Source organism: Kosakonia sp. CCTCC M2018092 (assembly GCF_003864115.1).
Taxonomy (GTDB): Bacteria; Pseudomonadota; Gammaproteobacteria; order Enterobacterales; family Enterobacteriaceae; genus Kosakonia; species Kosakonia cowanii.
Map to the genome: position 1 here is coordinate 1,453,928 of NZ_CP034225.1, position 13,750 is coordinate 1,467,677.

General features: G+C 57.1%; 14 protein-coding genes. 11 read left to right on the top strand and 3 right to left on the bottom strand.

Annotation, left to right across the window (positions count from 1 at the left end):
- Positions 1 to 52: 52 nt before the first annotated feature.
- The gene (locus EH164_RS06880; protein ID WP_124967734.1) at positions 53 to 982 is read right to left on the bottom strand and encodes a formate/nitrite transporter family protein; all 930 of its coding nucleotides are present in this window, start codon (positions 980 to 982) and stop codon (positions 53 to 55) included.
- A 274-nt stretch (positions 983 to 1,256) separates the two neighbouring features.
- On the opposite strand from EH164_RS06880, the gene mlaA reads away from it, so the two are divergent.
- Positions 1,257 to 2,009 (top strand): phospholipid-binding lipoprotein MlaA, encoded by a 753-nt coding sequence (gene mlaA / locus EH164_RS06885; RefSeq protein WP_023479799.1) that lies wholly within the window; start codon positions 1,257 to 1,259, stop codon positions 2,007 to 2,009.
- 55 nt (positions 2,010 to 2,064) lie between these two features.
- Here mlaA and fadL read toward each other — a convergent pair whose 3' ends face one another.
- On the bottom strand, positions 2,065 to 3,384 hold the full coding sequence (fadL, locus tag EH164_RS06890) for a long-chain fatty acid transporter FadL (protein WP_124967735.1): 1,320 nt from the start codon (positions 3,382 to 3,384) through the stop codon (positions 2,065 to 2,067).
- Positions 3,385 to 3,761: 377 nt separating this feature from the next.
- On the opposite strand from fadL, the gene EH164_RS06895 reads away from it, so the two are divergent.
- The 4 genes from EH164_RS06895 (at position 3,762) to sixA (ending at position 8,360) form a co-directional block, all read left to right on the top strand.
- Complete coding sequence (locus tag EH164_RS06895) at positions 3,762 to 4,046, top strand: YfcZ/YiiS family protein (protein ID WP_023479622.1); 285 nt, start codon at positions 3,762 to 3,764, stop codon at positions 4,044 to 4,046.
- Between the two features lie 164 nt (positions 4,047 to 4,210).
- Complete coding sequence (gene fadI / locus EH164_RS06900) at positions 4,211 to 5,521, top strand: acetyl-CoA C-acyltransferase FadI (protein WP_124967736.1); 1,311 nt, start codon at positions 4,211 to 4,213, stop codon at positions 5,519 to 5,521.
- The gene (fadJ, locus tag EH164_RS06905; RefSeq protein WP_370277068.1) at positions 5,521 to 7,665 is read left to right on the top strand and encodes a fatty acid oxidation complex subunit alpha FadJ; all 2,145 of its coding nucleotides are present in this window, start codon (positions 5,521 to 5,523) and stop codon (positions 7,663 to 7,665) included. The genes fadI and fadJ overlap by 1 nt, the downstream gene beginning before the upstream one ends.
- Before the next feature lie 209 nt (positions 7,666 to 7,874).
- The gene (gene sixA, locus EH164_RS06910) at positions 7,875 to 8,360 is read left to right on the top strand and encodes a phosphohistidine phosphatase SixA (RefSeq protein ID WP_124967738.1); all 486 of its coding nucleotides are present in this window, start codon (positions 7,875 to 7,877) and stop codon (positions 8,358 to 8,360) included.
- A gap of 56 nt (positions 8,361 to 8,416) precedes the next feature.
- On the opposite strand, the gene smrB is transcribed toward sixA, so the two are convergent.
- Positions 8,417 to 8,968, bottom strand: a complete 552-nt coding sequence (smrB, locus tag EH164_RS06915; protein WP_023479810.1) for an endonuclease SmrB — start codon at positions 8,966 to 8,968, stop codon at positions 8,417 to 8,419.
- Between the two features lie 165 nt (positions 8,969 to 9,133).
- Here smrB and prmB point away from each other — a divergent pair, with 165 nt between their 5' ends.
- The 6 genes from prmB to EH164_RS06945 are packed head-to-tail and all read left to right on the top strand — an operon-like array spanning position 9,134 to position 13,669.
- Positions 9,134 to 10,066 carry a 50S ribosomal protein L3 N(5)-glutamine methyltransferase gene (gene prmB, locus EH164_RS06920; protein ID WP_054804316.1) on the top strand — a complete coding sequence of 311 codons (933 nt, stop codon included), beginning with the start codon at positions 9,134 to 9,136 and terminating at the stop codon, positions 10,064 to 10,066.
- A 36-nt stretch (positions 10,067 to 10,102) separates the two neighbouring features.
- Positions 10,103 to 11,188: a chorismate synthase gene (aroC, locus tag EH164_RS06925; protein ID WP_076770200.1), complete on the top strand. Its 1,086-nt coding sequence runs from the start codon at positions 10,103 to 10,105 to the stop codon at positions 11,186 to 11,188.
- 3 nt (positions 11,189 to 11,191) lie between these two features.
- Positions 11,192 to 12,016 (top strand): penicillin-insensitive murein endopeptidase, encoded by an 825-nt coding sequence (gene mepA, locus EH164_RS06930; protein ID WP_124967739.1) that lies wholly within the window; start codon positions 11,192 to 11,194, stop codon positions 12,014 to 12,016.
- A complete protein-coding gene (locus tag EH164_RS06935; RefSeq protein WP_023479690.1) occupies positions 12,016 to 12,828 on the top strand; it encodes a sulfite exporter TauE/SafE family protein in 813 nt (270 codons plus the stop codon). The genes mepA and EH164_RS06935 overlap by 1 nt, the downstream gene beginning before the upstream one ends.
- Positions 12,825 to 13,364, top strand: a complete 540-nt coding sequence (locus tag EH164_RS06940) for an elongation factor P hydroxylase (protein ID WP_054804318.1) — start codon at positions 12,825 to 12,827, stop codon at positions 13,362 to 13,364. Before EH164_RS06935 ends, EH164_RS06940 begins: the two co-directional genes overlap by 4 nt.
- A 26-nt stretch (positions 13,365 to 13,390) precedes the next feature.
- On the top strand, positions 13,391 to 13,669 hold the full coding sequence (locus EH164_RS06945; protein ID WP_023479659.1) for a YfcL family protein: 279 nt from the start codon (positions 13,391 to 13,393) through the stop codon (positions 13,667 to 13,669).
- Positions 13,670 to 13,750 lie beyond the last annotated feature (81 nt).

Here is a 13,750-nt window from a genome sequence, read left to right on the forward strand (position 1 = left end):
GCGCTCATTGCTCAATGTGATATATCACCGCAATTTATCAGTCGCTGACAAATTACGCTTCACCACGCGCCTGCTTCTCCTCTTTCGCTTTGGCTTTCGCCTCCGCTTTGCGGGCGGTGCTCATATCGTTACGGATCTGCGCATGGCTGAGCAGGGCGAAAATAAAGGTGCCGCCGCAAATATTCCCGGCAAGCGTCGGCAGGGCGAAGGGCCAGAGGAATTCGCTCCAGTGCAGCGAGCCATTAAACACCAGGTAGAAGATCTCTACCGCACCGACGACGATATGGGTGGTGTCGCCGAGCGCGATAAGCCAGGTCATCAGAATAATCACCATCAGTTTTGACGCACCCGCCGCCGGGAACATCCATACCATGGTGGCGATGATCCAGCCGGAGATAATCGCGTTGGAGAACATCTCCAGCGGCGTGTTCTTCATCACATCCATGCCAATTTTGACAAAGGCGTCGCGGGTTGGCTCATCGAAGATCGGCATATACTCAAAGGCAAAGGCGGCTACGGCGGTACCCACCAGGTTACCGAGCAACACCACGCTCCATAAGCGCCCGAGCAGTCCCATATTTTTCCAGCTTGGGTTTTGCATCACCGGCAGAACGGCGGTGACGGTGTTCTCAGTAAAGAGCTGCTGACGCGCCATGATGACGATAATAAAACCGAAGGTGTAACCGAGGTTCTCCAGCAAAAATCCGCCGGGAATGCCCTCCAGTTGGACATGAAAAATGCCCTTTGCCAGCAACGATGCGCCCATCGATAAGCCCGCGGCAATCGCCGACCAGAAGAGCGCCATTGCGTCGCGCTCCATCTCTTTTTCGCCATCCTGGCGAATATGTTCATGGATCGCCATCGCCCGTGAGGGCAGACGCTCTTCATCAACCTCTATCTCCTCGCCGCGCTGCTTCTCTTCGCTTTCGACTTTCATATCATCGCTGTGCTGGTCGATCTTCTCTTCTTCTATTTTGTCCACGAAGGCCTCACTTCATTGATTTTTGTGCGTTAAGCGTAGCGGCTTTCTCCCCGTATTCAGGGCGGTATCCTCCGAAATTATAGTGAAGAGCAAAAAAGGCGATAGATTGCCTGGAAACAATGTATAAGATTATTAACACGCCGCACCGGCAACTGCGGCTATGCTGAAGTGAATCACACAGACCACGACATAGACATCATAAGACGCGCTGTTACAATGCGTTGCATTTTGATGAATGGCCTCGAAGAAGGCCGTATTCTGCAGGGAGAGAATGATGAAATACCGCCTGTCGGCGCTTGCGCTGGCCACCACTGTGCTGGTCGGCTGCGCCAGCTCGAACGAGACGCAAGGGCGCTCGGACCCGTTAGAAGGGTTTAACCGCACCATGTATAACTTCAACTTCAATGTGCTGGATCCCTATGTTGTCAGACCGGTTGCCGTTGCCTGGCGTGATTATGTGCCGCAGCCGGCGCGTAACGGCCTGAGCAACTTTACCAGTAACCTTGAAGAGCCGGCAGTGATGGCGAACTACTTCCTGCAGGGCAACCCTTATCAGGGGATGGTTCACTTCACCCGCTTCTTCCTTAATACCGTACTGGGGATGGGCGGCTTAATGGATGTGGCCGGAATGTCCAACCCGAAACTGCAGCGCGAAGAGCCGCACCGGTTTGGTAGCACGCTGGGTCACTACGGCATGGGTTATGGCCCGTATGTGCAACTGCCGTTCTATGGCAGCTTCACCCTGCGTGAAGATGGCGGCGATATGGCGGATACGCTCTATCCGGTGCTCTCCTGGCTTACTTGGCCGCTCTCCGTCGGTAAATGGACGGTTGAAGGCATCGAATCGCGCGCACAACTGCTCGACTCCGACGGCCTGCTGCGCCAGTCCTCCGATCCGTATATTCTTGTGCGTGAAGCCTACTTCCAGCGCCATGACTTTATCGCCAACGGCGGTAAGCTGAAGCCGCAGGAGAACCCGAATGCGCAGGCGATTGAGGGTGATTTAAAAGATATCGACTCGGAATAAGAGCCAATAAAAAAGGTGAGCCAGAAGCTCACCTTTTTTTATCCCTACGCGTTTATCAGAAGGCGTAGTTGAAGTTGGCACCATACAGCCAGGCGCGACCTTCAGATTTGAAAGTATATTGCCCTTCGGTGAACTTCACTTTCTGACCGTGCATATAGGAGACGCCGACGTCCACTGATGCATCTTTATTAAATGCATAGGTTGCACCGGTGCTCAGCCAGAAGCGATCCTGGTCCGGAATGGAGATAGAGCGTTTATCGGCAGGAACCGGGCTGTCATCAAAGGCGATACCGCCGCGGAAGGTCCAGTTATCATCCATGTAATAGGTGGTACCGAGCGCGATACGGTAGGCGTCTTTAAAGCCCTCTTCTTTATAGAAGAGCTGCTGACCCTGGCTACCCGTCGCTTTCAGCTGCTGGAACTGGCTCCAGCTGGTGTAAGCCAGGCTGTAGTGGATCGCCCACTGCGGATCGACACGGTTATAACCCGACACTTCCCACATTTCCGGCAGGTTGAGCGTCAGCGAGCCAGGAATGGTTGCACCGCCGGTGGCGACAGGCAGGCCTTGTAGACCCAGTCGTTGACCGACTGCGTTAACCGCCAGCGGCAGGTTGCTCTTATAGTCGCCATCGAAGTCAACTTTCACTTCTGAGCGGTAGGTCAGACCCCAGCGGTTATTTTTATCCAGTTCGTACAGGATACCGGCATTCCAGCCGAAGCCCCACTCGTCGCCTTTCAGATGCGCAATCTGCGTATCTGGCGGGATCAGTCGGCTAAGACCAAAAGTATTGCCGGTGCTGGCATCAATCTGCTGCGGCAGATCGCCCGCGTAGCGTTCAATTTTCGCGCGTGCATAGACCGCGTCAAAACCGAGGCCGAAGCTCCAGTTGTTATTAAGACGGTATGCGCCGCTGAGGTTCAGGTTCAGCGTTTCGAGGTCGGTTTTACCGCCCACGGAGCCTGCTGAATAGTTGTTGTTGAACTCTGTCGCCAGACCGTAGTTGGAGGTGACGGATGCGCCCCAGCCAAACTGATCGTTAATCGGCGCAACAAAGTGCAGGTTCGGCACCCATGCCGTCGGTGCGATGTTGTCCTGGCTGGCGTTATTGAAACGAGAGCTGCCGGTGACATCCACACCCGGATCGACAAACACCGCGCCGCCAGAGAAGGTCGGGCGATCAAACATGGTGATCAGTGCCGGGTTACGGCTGGCATTGCCTGCATCATCAGCAATTGCGCCTTCACCAGAGTAAGCGCGACCGAGGCCGGAGGCGGAAAATTCGTTGAGTTGAAAGCCTGCGGACCAGGCCTGGGTAGAAACGAGTGCCACTGCGACTGCCAGAGCAGACTTGGTAAAACGGGTTTTCTGGCTCATGACCATAACCTCATTCGAAGCGAGTTATTTTTATACAAACTTTCTTACGCCTTGTTAAAGAAGCGCGAAGTGTAGGGTCTGAGCTACCGCAGAGAAATCAGACCAGTGGCGAGAGTATAGGTCTGACCAGAACTAATGTTGCAAGTATGTAATCAAGATTTTTCAATTGTGATCTCCGAAACGGGATCTGCGTGGCAAATTTAGCCGTAGCACGGATCCCCGTTTTCGGTAGTTTTTGTTTTAGATCATTTTTAATTGTGATTTCGGTCACTTAAGGCCGTTCCGGCGATTAACGACTGGAGCGCCCCTGCGCGGCGGCGTAAAATATGTGCAATCTTGACCTGGCACCCAGGGTGCAAATTTAGAGGAAATCTTCTATGAGTAAATGCAGTGCTGATGAAACCCCGGTTTGCTGCTGTATGGATGTCGGAACCATTATGGACAACTCCGACTGCACCGCCTCCTACAGCCGCGTATTCGCTAACCGCGCCGAAGCAGAAGAGACGCTGGCGGCACTGAGCGCCAAAGCACGCAGCGTTGAGTCTGAACCATGCGAAATCACCCCGACTTTCACCGAGGTGGCAGAGGGCGTTCAACTTGATATCGATTTTGTTTTCGCCTGCGAAGCGGAAACCCTGATTTTCCAGCTCGGTCTGCGCTAAACCCCGCCCTCAACGCTCCCCTCTGTGGGAGCGTTTTTTTATCCGTTTATCTGTGCCTTAGCTCCCATTTTTATCTCCCTGCCATTGGCTAAATGTAAAAGATTGGTTAAGACTGTTATCAGGTCAGACCACTTTATTGATTCCGTTGTTAACAGGGGAGTGTTATGAGTCAGGCGTTACCGCTTGTCACCCGTCAGGGCGACCGCATTGCCATTGTCTGCGGGTTACGAACCCCATTTGTCCGCCAGGCGACCGCGTTTCACGGCGTACCGGCAATCGATCTCGGCAAAATGGTGGTGGGGGAGATGCTGGCGCGCAACGAAATTCCCCCTGAAGTGATTGAACAACTGGTCTTCGGCCAGGTGGTGCAGATGCCGGAAGCGCCGAATATCGCGCGTGAAATCGTGCTCGGCACCGGCATGAATGTTCACACCGATGCTTACAGCGTCAGCCGCGCCTGCGCGACCAGTTTTCAGGCGGTGGCGAACGTAACGGAAAGCCTGCTGGCTGGCACCATCCGCGCCGGAATCGCGGGTGGAGCGGACTCCTCTTCTGTACTGCCTATTGGCGTCAGTAAAAAACTGGCGCGCGTGCTGGTGGATGCCAACAAAGCGCGCACCGTCGGGCAGAAACTCAAACTCTTCTCGCGCCTGCGTCTGCGCGATCTGCTGCCCGTCCCGCCTGCGGTTGCCGAGTATTCGACCGGCCTGCGTATGGGCGATACCGCCGAACAGATGGCGAAAACCTACGCCATTAGCCGCCAGGAGCAGGATGCGCTGGCGCACCGCTCTCACCAGTTCGCCGCTCAGGCCTGGGCCGAGGGCAAGCTGGCTGAGGAGGTGATGACCGCCTATGCGCCACCGTTCCGCGATCCTATCGGGCAGGACAATAACGTGCGCGGTAACTCCAGCCTCGCCGATTACGCTAAGCTGCGCCCGGCCTTTGACCGCAAACATGGCACCGTCACCGCAGCCAACAGCACGCCGCTCACCGATGGCGCGGCGGCGGTGATCTTAATGACCGAATCACGCGCCAGAGAGCTGGGTCTCGTGCCGCTGGGCTATCTGCGCAGCTACGCCTTTACGGCGATTGGCGTGCAGAAAGATATGCTGCTCGGCCCGGCCTGGGCAACGCCGCTGGCGCTGGATCGTGCCGGGTTAACCATGGCAGACTTGACCCTTTTTGATATGCATGAAGCCTTTGCCGCCCAGACCTTAACCAACCTGAAACTGATGGCCAGCGATCGTTTCGCGCGCGAGGTGCTGGGGCGTTCGCAGGCCACCGGCGAGGTGGATGAGAGCAAATTTAACGTGCTTGGCGGCTCGATTGCCTATGGTCACCCCTTTGCCGCCACCGGCGCGCGGATGATCACGCAAACCCTGCATGAGCTGCGACGTCGCGGCGGCGGTTTCGGTCTGGTCACCGCCTGCGCGGCGGGAGGATTAGGCGCGGCAATGGTTCTGGAGGCGGAATAATGACGGTTTCTGCATTTACCCTTACTGTGCGCCCCGACAATGTCGCGGTCGTTACCATCGATGTACCCAATGAAAAGATGAACACCCTGAAAGCGGAGTTTGGCGCACAGGTGCGCGCCATCTTAAAAGAGATCCGTGATAACCGCGCTCTGCGCGGCGTGGTGTTTATTTCGGCGAAGGCAGACAACTTTATTGCCGGTGCCGATATCAATATGATTGGCCGCTGCCAGAGCGCGAAAGAAGCGGAAGAGCTGGCCCTGCAGGGGCAGAAGATCATGGCGGAGATCCACGCTCTGTCGATCCCGGTTGTTGCCGCCATCCACGGTGCCTGTCTTGGCGGCGGGCTGGAGCTGGCGCTGGCCTGTCATCGCCGCGTCTGCTCGGACGATGGCAAAACCATTCTCGGCCTGCCGGAAGTGCAGCTCGGCTTGCTGCCCGGCTCCGGCGGCACCCAGCGTTTGCCACGGCTTGTCGGTGTCAGCACTGCGCTTGAGATGATCCTGACCGGCAAACAGCTTCGTGCGCGGCAGGCGCTGAAGGTGGGGCTGGTGGATGATGTGGTGCCGCACGATATTCTGCTGGAAACCGCAGTCGAACTGGCGCAGCAGGAGCGCCCCCTCAGCCGCCGTTTGCCGGTACGCGAGCGCATTCTCGCCGGTCCGCTCGGCCGCACGCTGCTGTTTAAGATGGCGGCGAAGCGCACCGAACAGAAAACCCACGGTAACTATCCTGCCGCACCACGAATTTTATCGGTGATTGAGACCGGTCTGGCGCAGGGGCGCAGCAGCGGCTATGAAGCGGAAGCGCGCGCCTTTGGTCAACTGGCGATGACGCCGCAGTCGCAGGCACTGCGTAATATCTTCTTTGCTTCAACCGACATCAAAAAAGATCCTGGCAGCACGGTTGCTGCCGCGCCGCTGCATACCGTCGGTATTCTCGGCGGCGGATTGATGGGCGGCGGCATTGCGTATGTCACCGCCAGCAAGGGCCGTTTGCCGGTTCGCATTAAAGATATCAATGCGAAAGGCATTAACCACGCGCTGAAGTACAGCTGGCAGGAATTAGATAGAAAAGTGCGTCGCCGCTTTATCAAACCCGGCGAGCGCGACAGCCAGATGGCGAAGATCTCCGGCTCGCTTGATTACCTCGGTTTTGCTCATCGCGATGTGGTAATCGAAGCGGTGTTTGAAGATCTCTCCCTCAAACAGAAGATGGTGAGTGAAGTGGAGGCGCACTGCGCGCCGCATACCATTTTTGCCTCTAACACCTCGTCGCTGCCGATTGCGGATATTGCCGAAAATGCGGCGCGTCCCGGCAAGGTGATCGGATTACATTTTTTCAGCCCGGTGGAGAAGATGCCGCTGGTGGAAGTTATTCCGCACGCCGGTACCGATGAGCAGACTATCGCCACCACCGTGAAGCTGGCGAAGAAGCAGGGCAAAACGCCGATTGTCGTTGCAGATAAAGCGGGCTTTTACGTTAACCGTATTCTCGCACCCTATATCAGTGAAGCGATGCGCATGCTGAGCGAGGGCGAGCCGATTGAGGCCATCGACCGGGCGCTGGTGAAGTTTGGTTTCCCGGTAGGCCCGATTCAGCTACTGGATGAAGTGGGCATCGATACCGGAACGAAGATCATTCCTGTGCTTGAGGCCGCTTACGGGGAGCGTTTTAGCGCGCCTGCAACGCTTGTCTCCGCGATTTTGAATGACGATCGCAAAGGGAGAAAAAATGGTCGTGGTTTCTATCTTTACCCGACAAAAGGGCGTAAAAGCAAAAAACAGCCCGACGCCTCGATCTACCGCTTAATCGGCGTGTCGGCGAAAGGGCACTCCTCGGCGCAGCAGATTGCCGAGCGCTGTGTCCTGCTGATGCTTAACGAAGCGGCGCGCTGTTTTGATGAGCAGGTGATCCGTAGCGCGCGCGACGGCGATATCGGTGCCGTTTTCGGCATTGGCTTCCCACCATTTTTAGGGGGGCCTTTCCACTATATGGATACGCTGGGCGCGGCAAGCGTCGTGGCGTCGCTGCAGCAGATGGAGGCGCGTTATGGGGCACGATTTGCACCGTGTGAAGCCCTGTTACGCATGGCTCAGGAGGGGAAACGCTTCTGGCCGACAGCGGAAAGTGAGCCTGTAAGTTAAGGTCGAAAAAAGTAAATGTGTTATACCTCATGGCCTTTGCGGTTATTTCATAAACAGTGATTGACTATACTTGCGCCATTGAGGTAAAAAACAGCGTTTCATTCAACGAATGAATCAGGCAAAATGCCCGGCCATCCCGTTTTTCTGCCAGCGTGATCTCTTTTCACCGGCAGAAGCGCGATGCTTCTGGTTAACAAAAGCGGTGCAATATGCAAGTTTTTATCATGCGTCACGGCGATGCTGCCCTCGATGCAGCCAGTGACTCCGTTCGTCCGCTTACCCCTTGCGGCTGCGACGAATCGCGTCAAATGGCAACGTGGTTGAAAGGCCAAAAAGTGGATATCGATCGTGTTCTGGTTAGCCCGTTTTTACGCGCTGAGCAGACGCTGGAGAAGGTAGGGGAGTGCATGAACCTGCCTGACAAAGTGGATGTCCTGCCGGAGTTGACGCCCTGCGGCGATGTCGGCCTGGTAAGCGCTTATTTACAGGCGCTGGCCAATGAAGGCACCGAAACGGCGCTGGTGATCTCTCACCTGCCGCTGGTAGGCTACCTGGTCGCCGAACTCTGTCCCGGTGAAACGCCGCCCATGTTCACCACCTCGGCTATCGCCAGCGTCACGCTGGATAACGAGGGTAAAGGGGTGTTCAACTGGCAAATGAGTCCCTGCAACCTGAAGATGCCGAAAGCCATCTGATTCATCGGACCGATGCAAAAAAAGAGCCGCACAGTGCGGCTCTTCTCATTTCTGCTTCAGGGCAACTCTGGCGGCTGCCACTCTTCCACTTCAATCAGCACCAGCACTGCCGCATCGCCGCCGTACTCTTTTGGGGCCTGGTGAAACGCCATCACGTGCGGATGTTGTGCCAGCCAGAGCGGCGTTTGCTGCTTGAGAATGTGTTTACCGTGGCCGTGCATCACGCAGGCGCAAAAGACGTGCTCGCGCCGACAGGCGGCAATCAGCGCGCCAAGCTCCTGTTTGGCCTGCATCTGCGTTAAACCGTGCAGATCGAGAAACAGCTCCGGGGAGTAATCACCGCGGCGCAGTTTTTTCAACTCAAAATGGCTGACATCGCTGCGGACATATTTTACCGGGCCATCGGTGTTGAGCAGCGGCTGAAACTCGTCGGAAAAGTAGTGGCTGTTATCCGCCTGCTCCTGCAACAGGCGCTTGACCGGCACCTCGGCGATCTTCTTGCGCGCCGGGCGGTGAACAACGGTGTCCTGCTTCATCTGGCGCGTCCCGGTCATCAGCTGCCGGAACAGGGCCTGCTCCTCCTCGCTAAGCGATGGTTTCTTTTTCATTTGCGCATCCTGTTTTTTCTTTGCGCCAGTGTACCCGACTGCAGGCGGCTGCGGTGCAGCAAAATGCATTTTTACACCGCGCAGATGCGCGTGGATGCTGATTTATCCCCATCTTCATGGCAAACTAGCCGCCGAATTTATTGCGAGCATGCCCTGGGGGATAGTATGGATAAAATTTTCGTCGACGAAGCAGTGAACGAGCTGCACACCATTCAGGACATGTTGCGCTGGTCGGTCAGCCGATTTAGCGCCGCCAACATCTGGTACGGCCACGGCACCGACAACCCCTGGGATGAAGCGGTGCAACTGGTGCTGCCAACCCTCTATTTACCGCTGGATATTCCCGAAGAGATGCGTAACGCGCGCCTCACCTCCAGCGAGCGCCACCGCATCGTTGAGCGGGTGATCCGCCGTGTTAACGAGCGCATTCCGGTGGCCTATCTCACCAATAAAGCCTGGTTCTGCGGCCACGAATTTTATGTCGATGAGCGCGTGCTGGTGCCGCGTTCGCCAATTGGCGAGCTGATTAACAACCACTTCGCCGGGCTTATCGATCAGCAGCCGCAGCACATTCTCGATATGTGCACCGGCAGCGGCTGTATTGCTATCGCCTGCGCGTACGCCTTCCCGGAAGCGGAAGTGGACGCGGTGGATATCTCCGCCGATGCGCTGGCAGTAACAGAACACAATATTGAAGAGCATGGCCTTATTCACCATGTCACGCCGATCCGCTCCGATCTCTTCCGCGATCTGCCGAAAGTGCAGTACGACCTGATTGTCACCAACCCGCCCTACGTTGATGAAGAGGATATGTCCGACCTGCCGTCGGAATACCGTCATGAACCGGAGCTGGGTCTTGCCTCCGGCAGCGATGGTCTGAAATTGACGCGCCGCATTCTCGCCTGCGCCCCGCAGTACCTCTCTGATAACGGCATCCTGATTTGTGAAGTCGGCAACAGCATGGTACATCTGATGGACCAGTATCCCGATGTGCCGTTCACCTGGCTGGAGTTCGACAACGGCGGGGACGGTGTCTTTATGCTGACCAAAGCGCAACTGATTGCGGCGCAAGAACATTTCAGCATCTACAAAGATTGATCAACGCGCAAACACACAACGAATAACGGAGCCGTGATGGCAGGAAACACGATTGGACAACTCTTTCGCGTCACCACTTTCGGTGAATCGCACGGGCTGGCGCTGGGCTGTATTGTTGATGGCGTGCCGCCGGGCATTCCGCTGACGGAAGCGGATTTACAACACGATCTCGACCGCCGCCGTCCTGGCACCTCGCGCTACACTACCCAGCGTCGCGAGCCGGACCAGGTCAAAATCCTCTCCGGCGTGTTTGAGGGCGTGACTACCGGCACCAGCATCGGCCTGCTGATTGAAAACACCGATCAGCGCTCGCAGGACTATGGTGCGATCAAAGATCTCTTCCGCCCCGGCCATGCGGATTACACCTATGAACAGAAATATGGCGTGCGCGACTATCGCGGCGGCGGTCGCTCCTCCGCCCGCGAAACGGCGATGCGCGTCGCGGCTGGCGCAATTGCGAAAAAATACCTCGCACAGAAATTCGGCATCGTCATTCGCGGCTGTTTAAGCCAGATGGGCGACATTCCGCTGGAGATCAAAGCGTGGGATCAGGTTGAGCTTAACCCCTTCTTCTGCCCGGATCCGGACAAGATCGAGGCGCTGGACGAGCTGATGCGCGGCCTGAAGAAAGAGGGCGACTCTATCGGCGCGAAAGTGACGGTGGTGGCTGACAACGTTCCGCCAGGCCTCGGCGAGCCGGTATTTGACCGTCTGGATGCTGATATCGCCCATGCCATGATGAGCATTAATGCGGTGAAAGGCGTTGAGATTGGCGACGGCTTTGAAGTGGTGAAACTGCGTGGCAGCCAGAACCGCGATGAACTGACCCGCGACGGCTTCCAGAGCAACCATGCTGGCGGCATTCTCGGCGGAATCAGCAGCGGTCAGCAGATTGTCGCCAATATCGCACTGAAGCCTACCTCCAGCATTACCGTGCCGGGTAAAACCGTGACGCGTTCCGGCGATGAAGTGGAGATGATCACCAAAGGGCGTCACGATCCCTGCGTTGGCATTCGCGCGGTGCCGATCGCCGAAGCGATGCTGGCGATCGTCTTAATGGATCACTTCCTGCGTCAGCGCGGCCAAAACGCTGATGTCACTCCTTCACTTCCACGCTGGTAACCGATGAAAAACACGGCAATCGCACTGTTTGCGCTGCTGCTGAGCGCCGCCGCTACGGCGGCGACACCGTGGCAAAAACTGACCCATCCGGTTCCCGGCACCCCGCAGTCGATTGGCGCATTCTCGAATGGCTGTATCGTCGGCGCGCAGGAGCTGCCGCTGCAATCCGACGCCTATCAGGTGATGCGTACCGATCAGCGTCGCTATTTCGGCCACCCGGATCTGGTGCTGTTTATTCAGCGCCTCAGCACCCAGGTGCATAACCTTGGGCTTGGCACAGTGCTGGTGGGCGATATGGGCATGCCGGCGGGCGGGCGCTTTAATGGCGGTCACGCCAGCCATCAGTCGGGGCTGGATGTGGATATCTTCCTGCAACTGCCGACCTCGCGCTGGAGCGCGGCGCAGCTGCTAAAACCGCAGGCGCTGGATCTGGTCTCGCAGGATGGAAAAAGCGTGGTGCCTTCGCTGTGGAAGCCGGAAATCAGCAGCCTGATTAAGCTTGCCGCGCAGGATGACGAGGTGACGCGTATTTTCGTCAACCCGGCGATCAAACAGCAGCTCTGCCTCGATGCCGGAACAGATCGCGACTGGCTGCGCAAGGTGCGTCCATGGTTCCAGCACCGCGCGCATATGCACGTGCGCCTGCGCTGCCCGGCCGACAGCCTTGAGTGTGTCGATCAGCCAGTGCCGCCGCCGGGTGACGGCTGTGGCGCAGAATTGCAGAGCTGGTTTGAACCGGCGAAACCGGGCAGCAGTACGCCTGAGAAAAAGACGCCGCCACCGTTGCCGCCTTCCTGTCAGGCTCTACTGGATGAACACGCCCTCTGATGGAACTCTTTGATTCGCTGTTTATGATGACACCGCTGATGCTGGCGGTGCTCTTTTTGGTCGCGCTGCTGGCGGGCTTTATTGATGCGCTGGCGGGCGGCGGCGGGCTGTTAACCGTTCCGGCACTATTAGCCGCCGGAATGACGCCTGCACAGGCGCTGGCGACCAACAAATTGCAGGCCTGCGGTGGATCGCTCTCCTCCTCGCTCTACTTTATTCGCCGCAAAGTGGTCAATATCGCCGACCAGAAGCTCAATATCCTGATGACCTTTATTGGCTCAACCAGCGGCGCGCTGCTGGTGCAGTATGTGAAATCAGACGTGCTGCGCCAGATCCTGCCAATCCTCGTTATCTGTATCGGCCTCTACTTTTTATTGATGCCGAAGCTTGGCGAAGAGGATCGGCAGCGTCGTCTGTATGGCCTGCCGTTTGCGCTGGTGGCAGGCGGCTGCGTCGGTTTCTATGACGGCTTTTTCGGCCCCGGTGCCGGGTCGTTTTACGCGCTGGCGTTTGTCACCCTCTGCGGGTTCAACCTCGCGAAATCGACCGCGCACGCCAAAGTGCTTAACGCCACCTCCAACGTCGGCGGTCTGCTGCTGTTTATCATCGGCGGCAAAGTCGTATGGGGCACCGGTTTTGTGATGCTTGTCGGCCAGTTTCTCGGCGCGCGCATGGGATCGCGGCTGGTGCTCAGTAAAGGGCAGAAGCTTATCCGTCCGATGATTGTGATTGTCTCGGCGGTGATGAGCGCAAAACTTCTCTATGACAGTCACGGCCAGGAGATCCTCCAGTTTCTGGGGGTGAATGTATGACGCACCACTATCAGCAATTAATTGATATTTTTGATGGCTGCTTTGCCAGCGATTTTAATACCCGTCTGATTAAAGGCGACGACGAACCGATCTATCTTCCCGCTGATGCCGACGCGCCTTACAACCGTGTGGTGTTTGCCCACGGTTTTTACGCCAGCGCCCTGCATGAGATTTCACACTGGTGCATCGCCGGAGCCGAGCGGCGCAAGCTGGTTGATTTCGGCTACTGGTACTGCCCGGACGGGCGCGATGCCGCCACCCAGGGGCAGTTTGAGGATGTCGAAGTGAAGCCGCAAGCGCTGGAGTGGTTGTTCTGCGCGGCGGCGGGCTTCCCGTTTAATGTCAGCTGCGACAACCTGGAAGGCGACGTCGAGCCGGATCGCGTGGCGTTTCAGCGCCGCGTACACGCCCAGGTGATGGTGTGGCTGGAGCAGGGGATCCCGGCGCGTCCGGCGCGCTTTATCAAGGCATTACAGGATTATTACCAGACGCCGCCATTAGCGGCAGCACAGTTTCCGTGGCCGGAAGATCTGTAGGCCACGTTTTTACGAGAGGAAGAGAGATGATCGCGGAGTTTGAATCACGCATTCTGGCGTTAATTGACAATATGGTGGATCACGCCAGTGATGATGAACTGTTTGCCGGCGGTTATCTGCGCGGGCACCTGACGCTGGCGGTGGCCGATCTGGAGAGCGGCGACGACCACTCGCCGGAAGCGGTATCCGCACGCGTGACCACCAGTGTGGAACACGCCATTCAGGCCGGTGAGCTGTCGCCGCGTGATCAGGCGCTGGTGCTCAGCATGTGGGAAAATCTTTACCAGCAGGCGAAGGCGCACTAAGCCTGCTTTAACCTGTGGCGGAGTTGCCGGATGGCGGCTCCGCCTTATCCGGCCTACGGTTCGGGGCTGCGGAAACTGCGT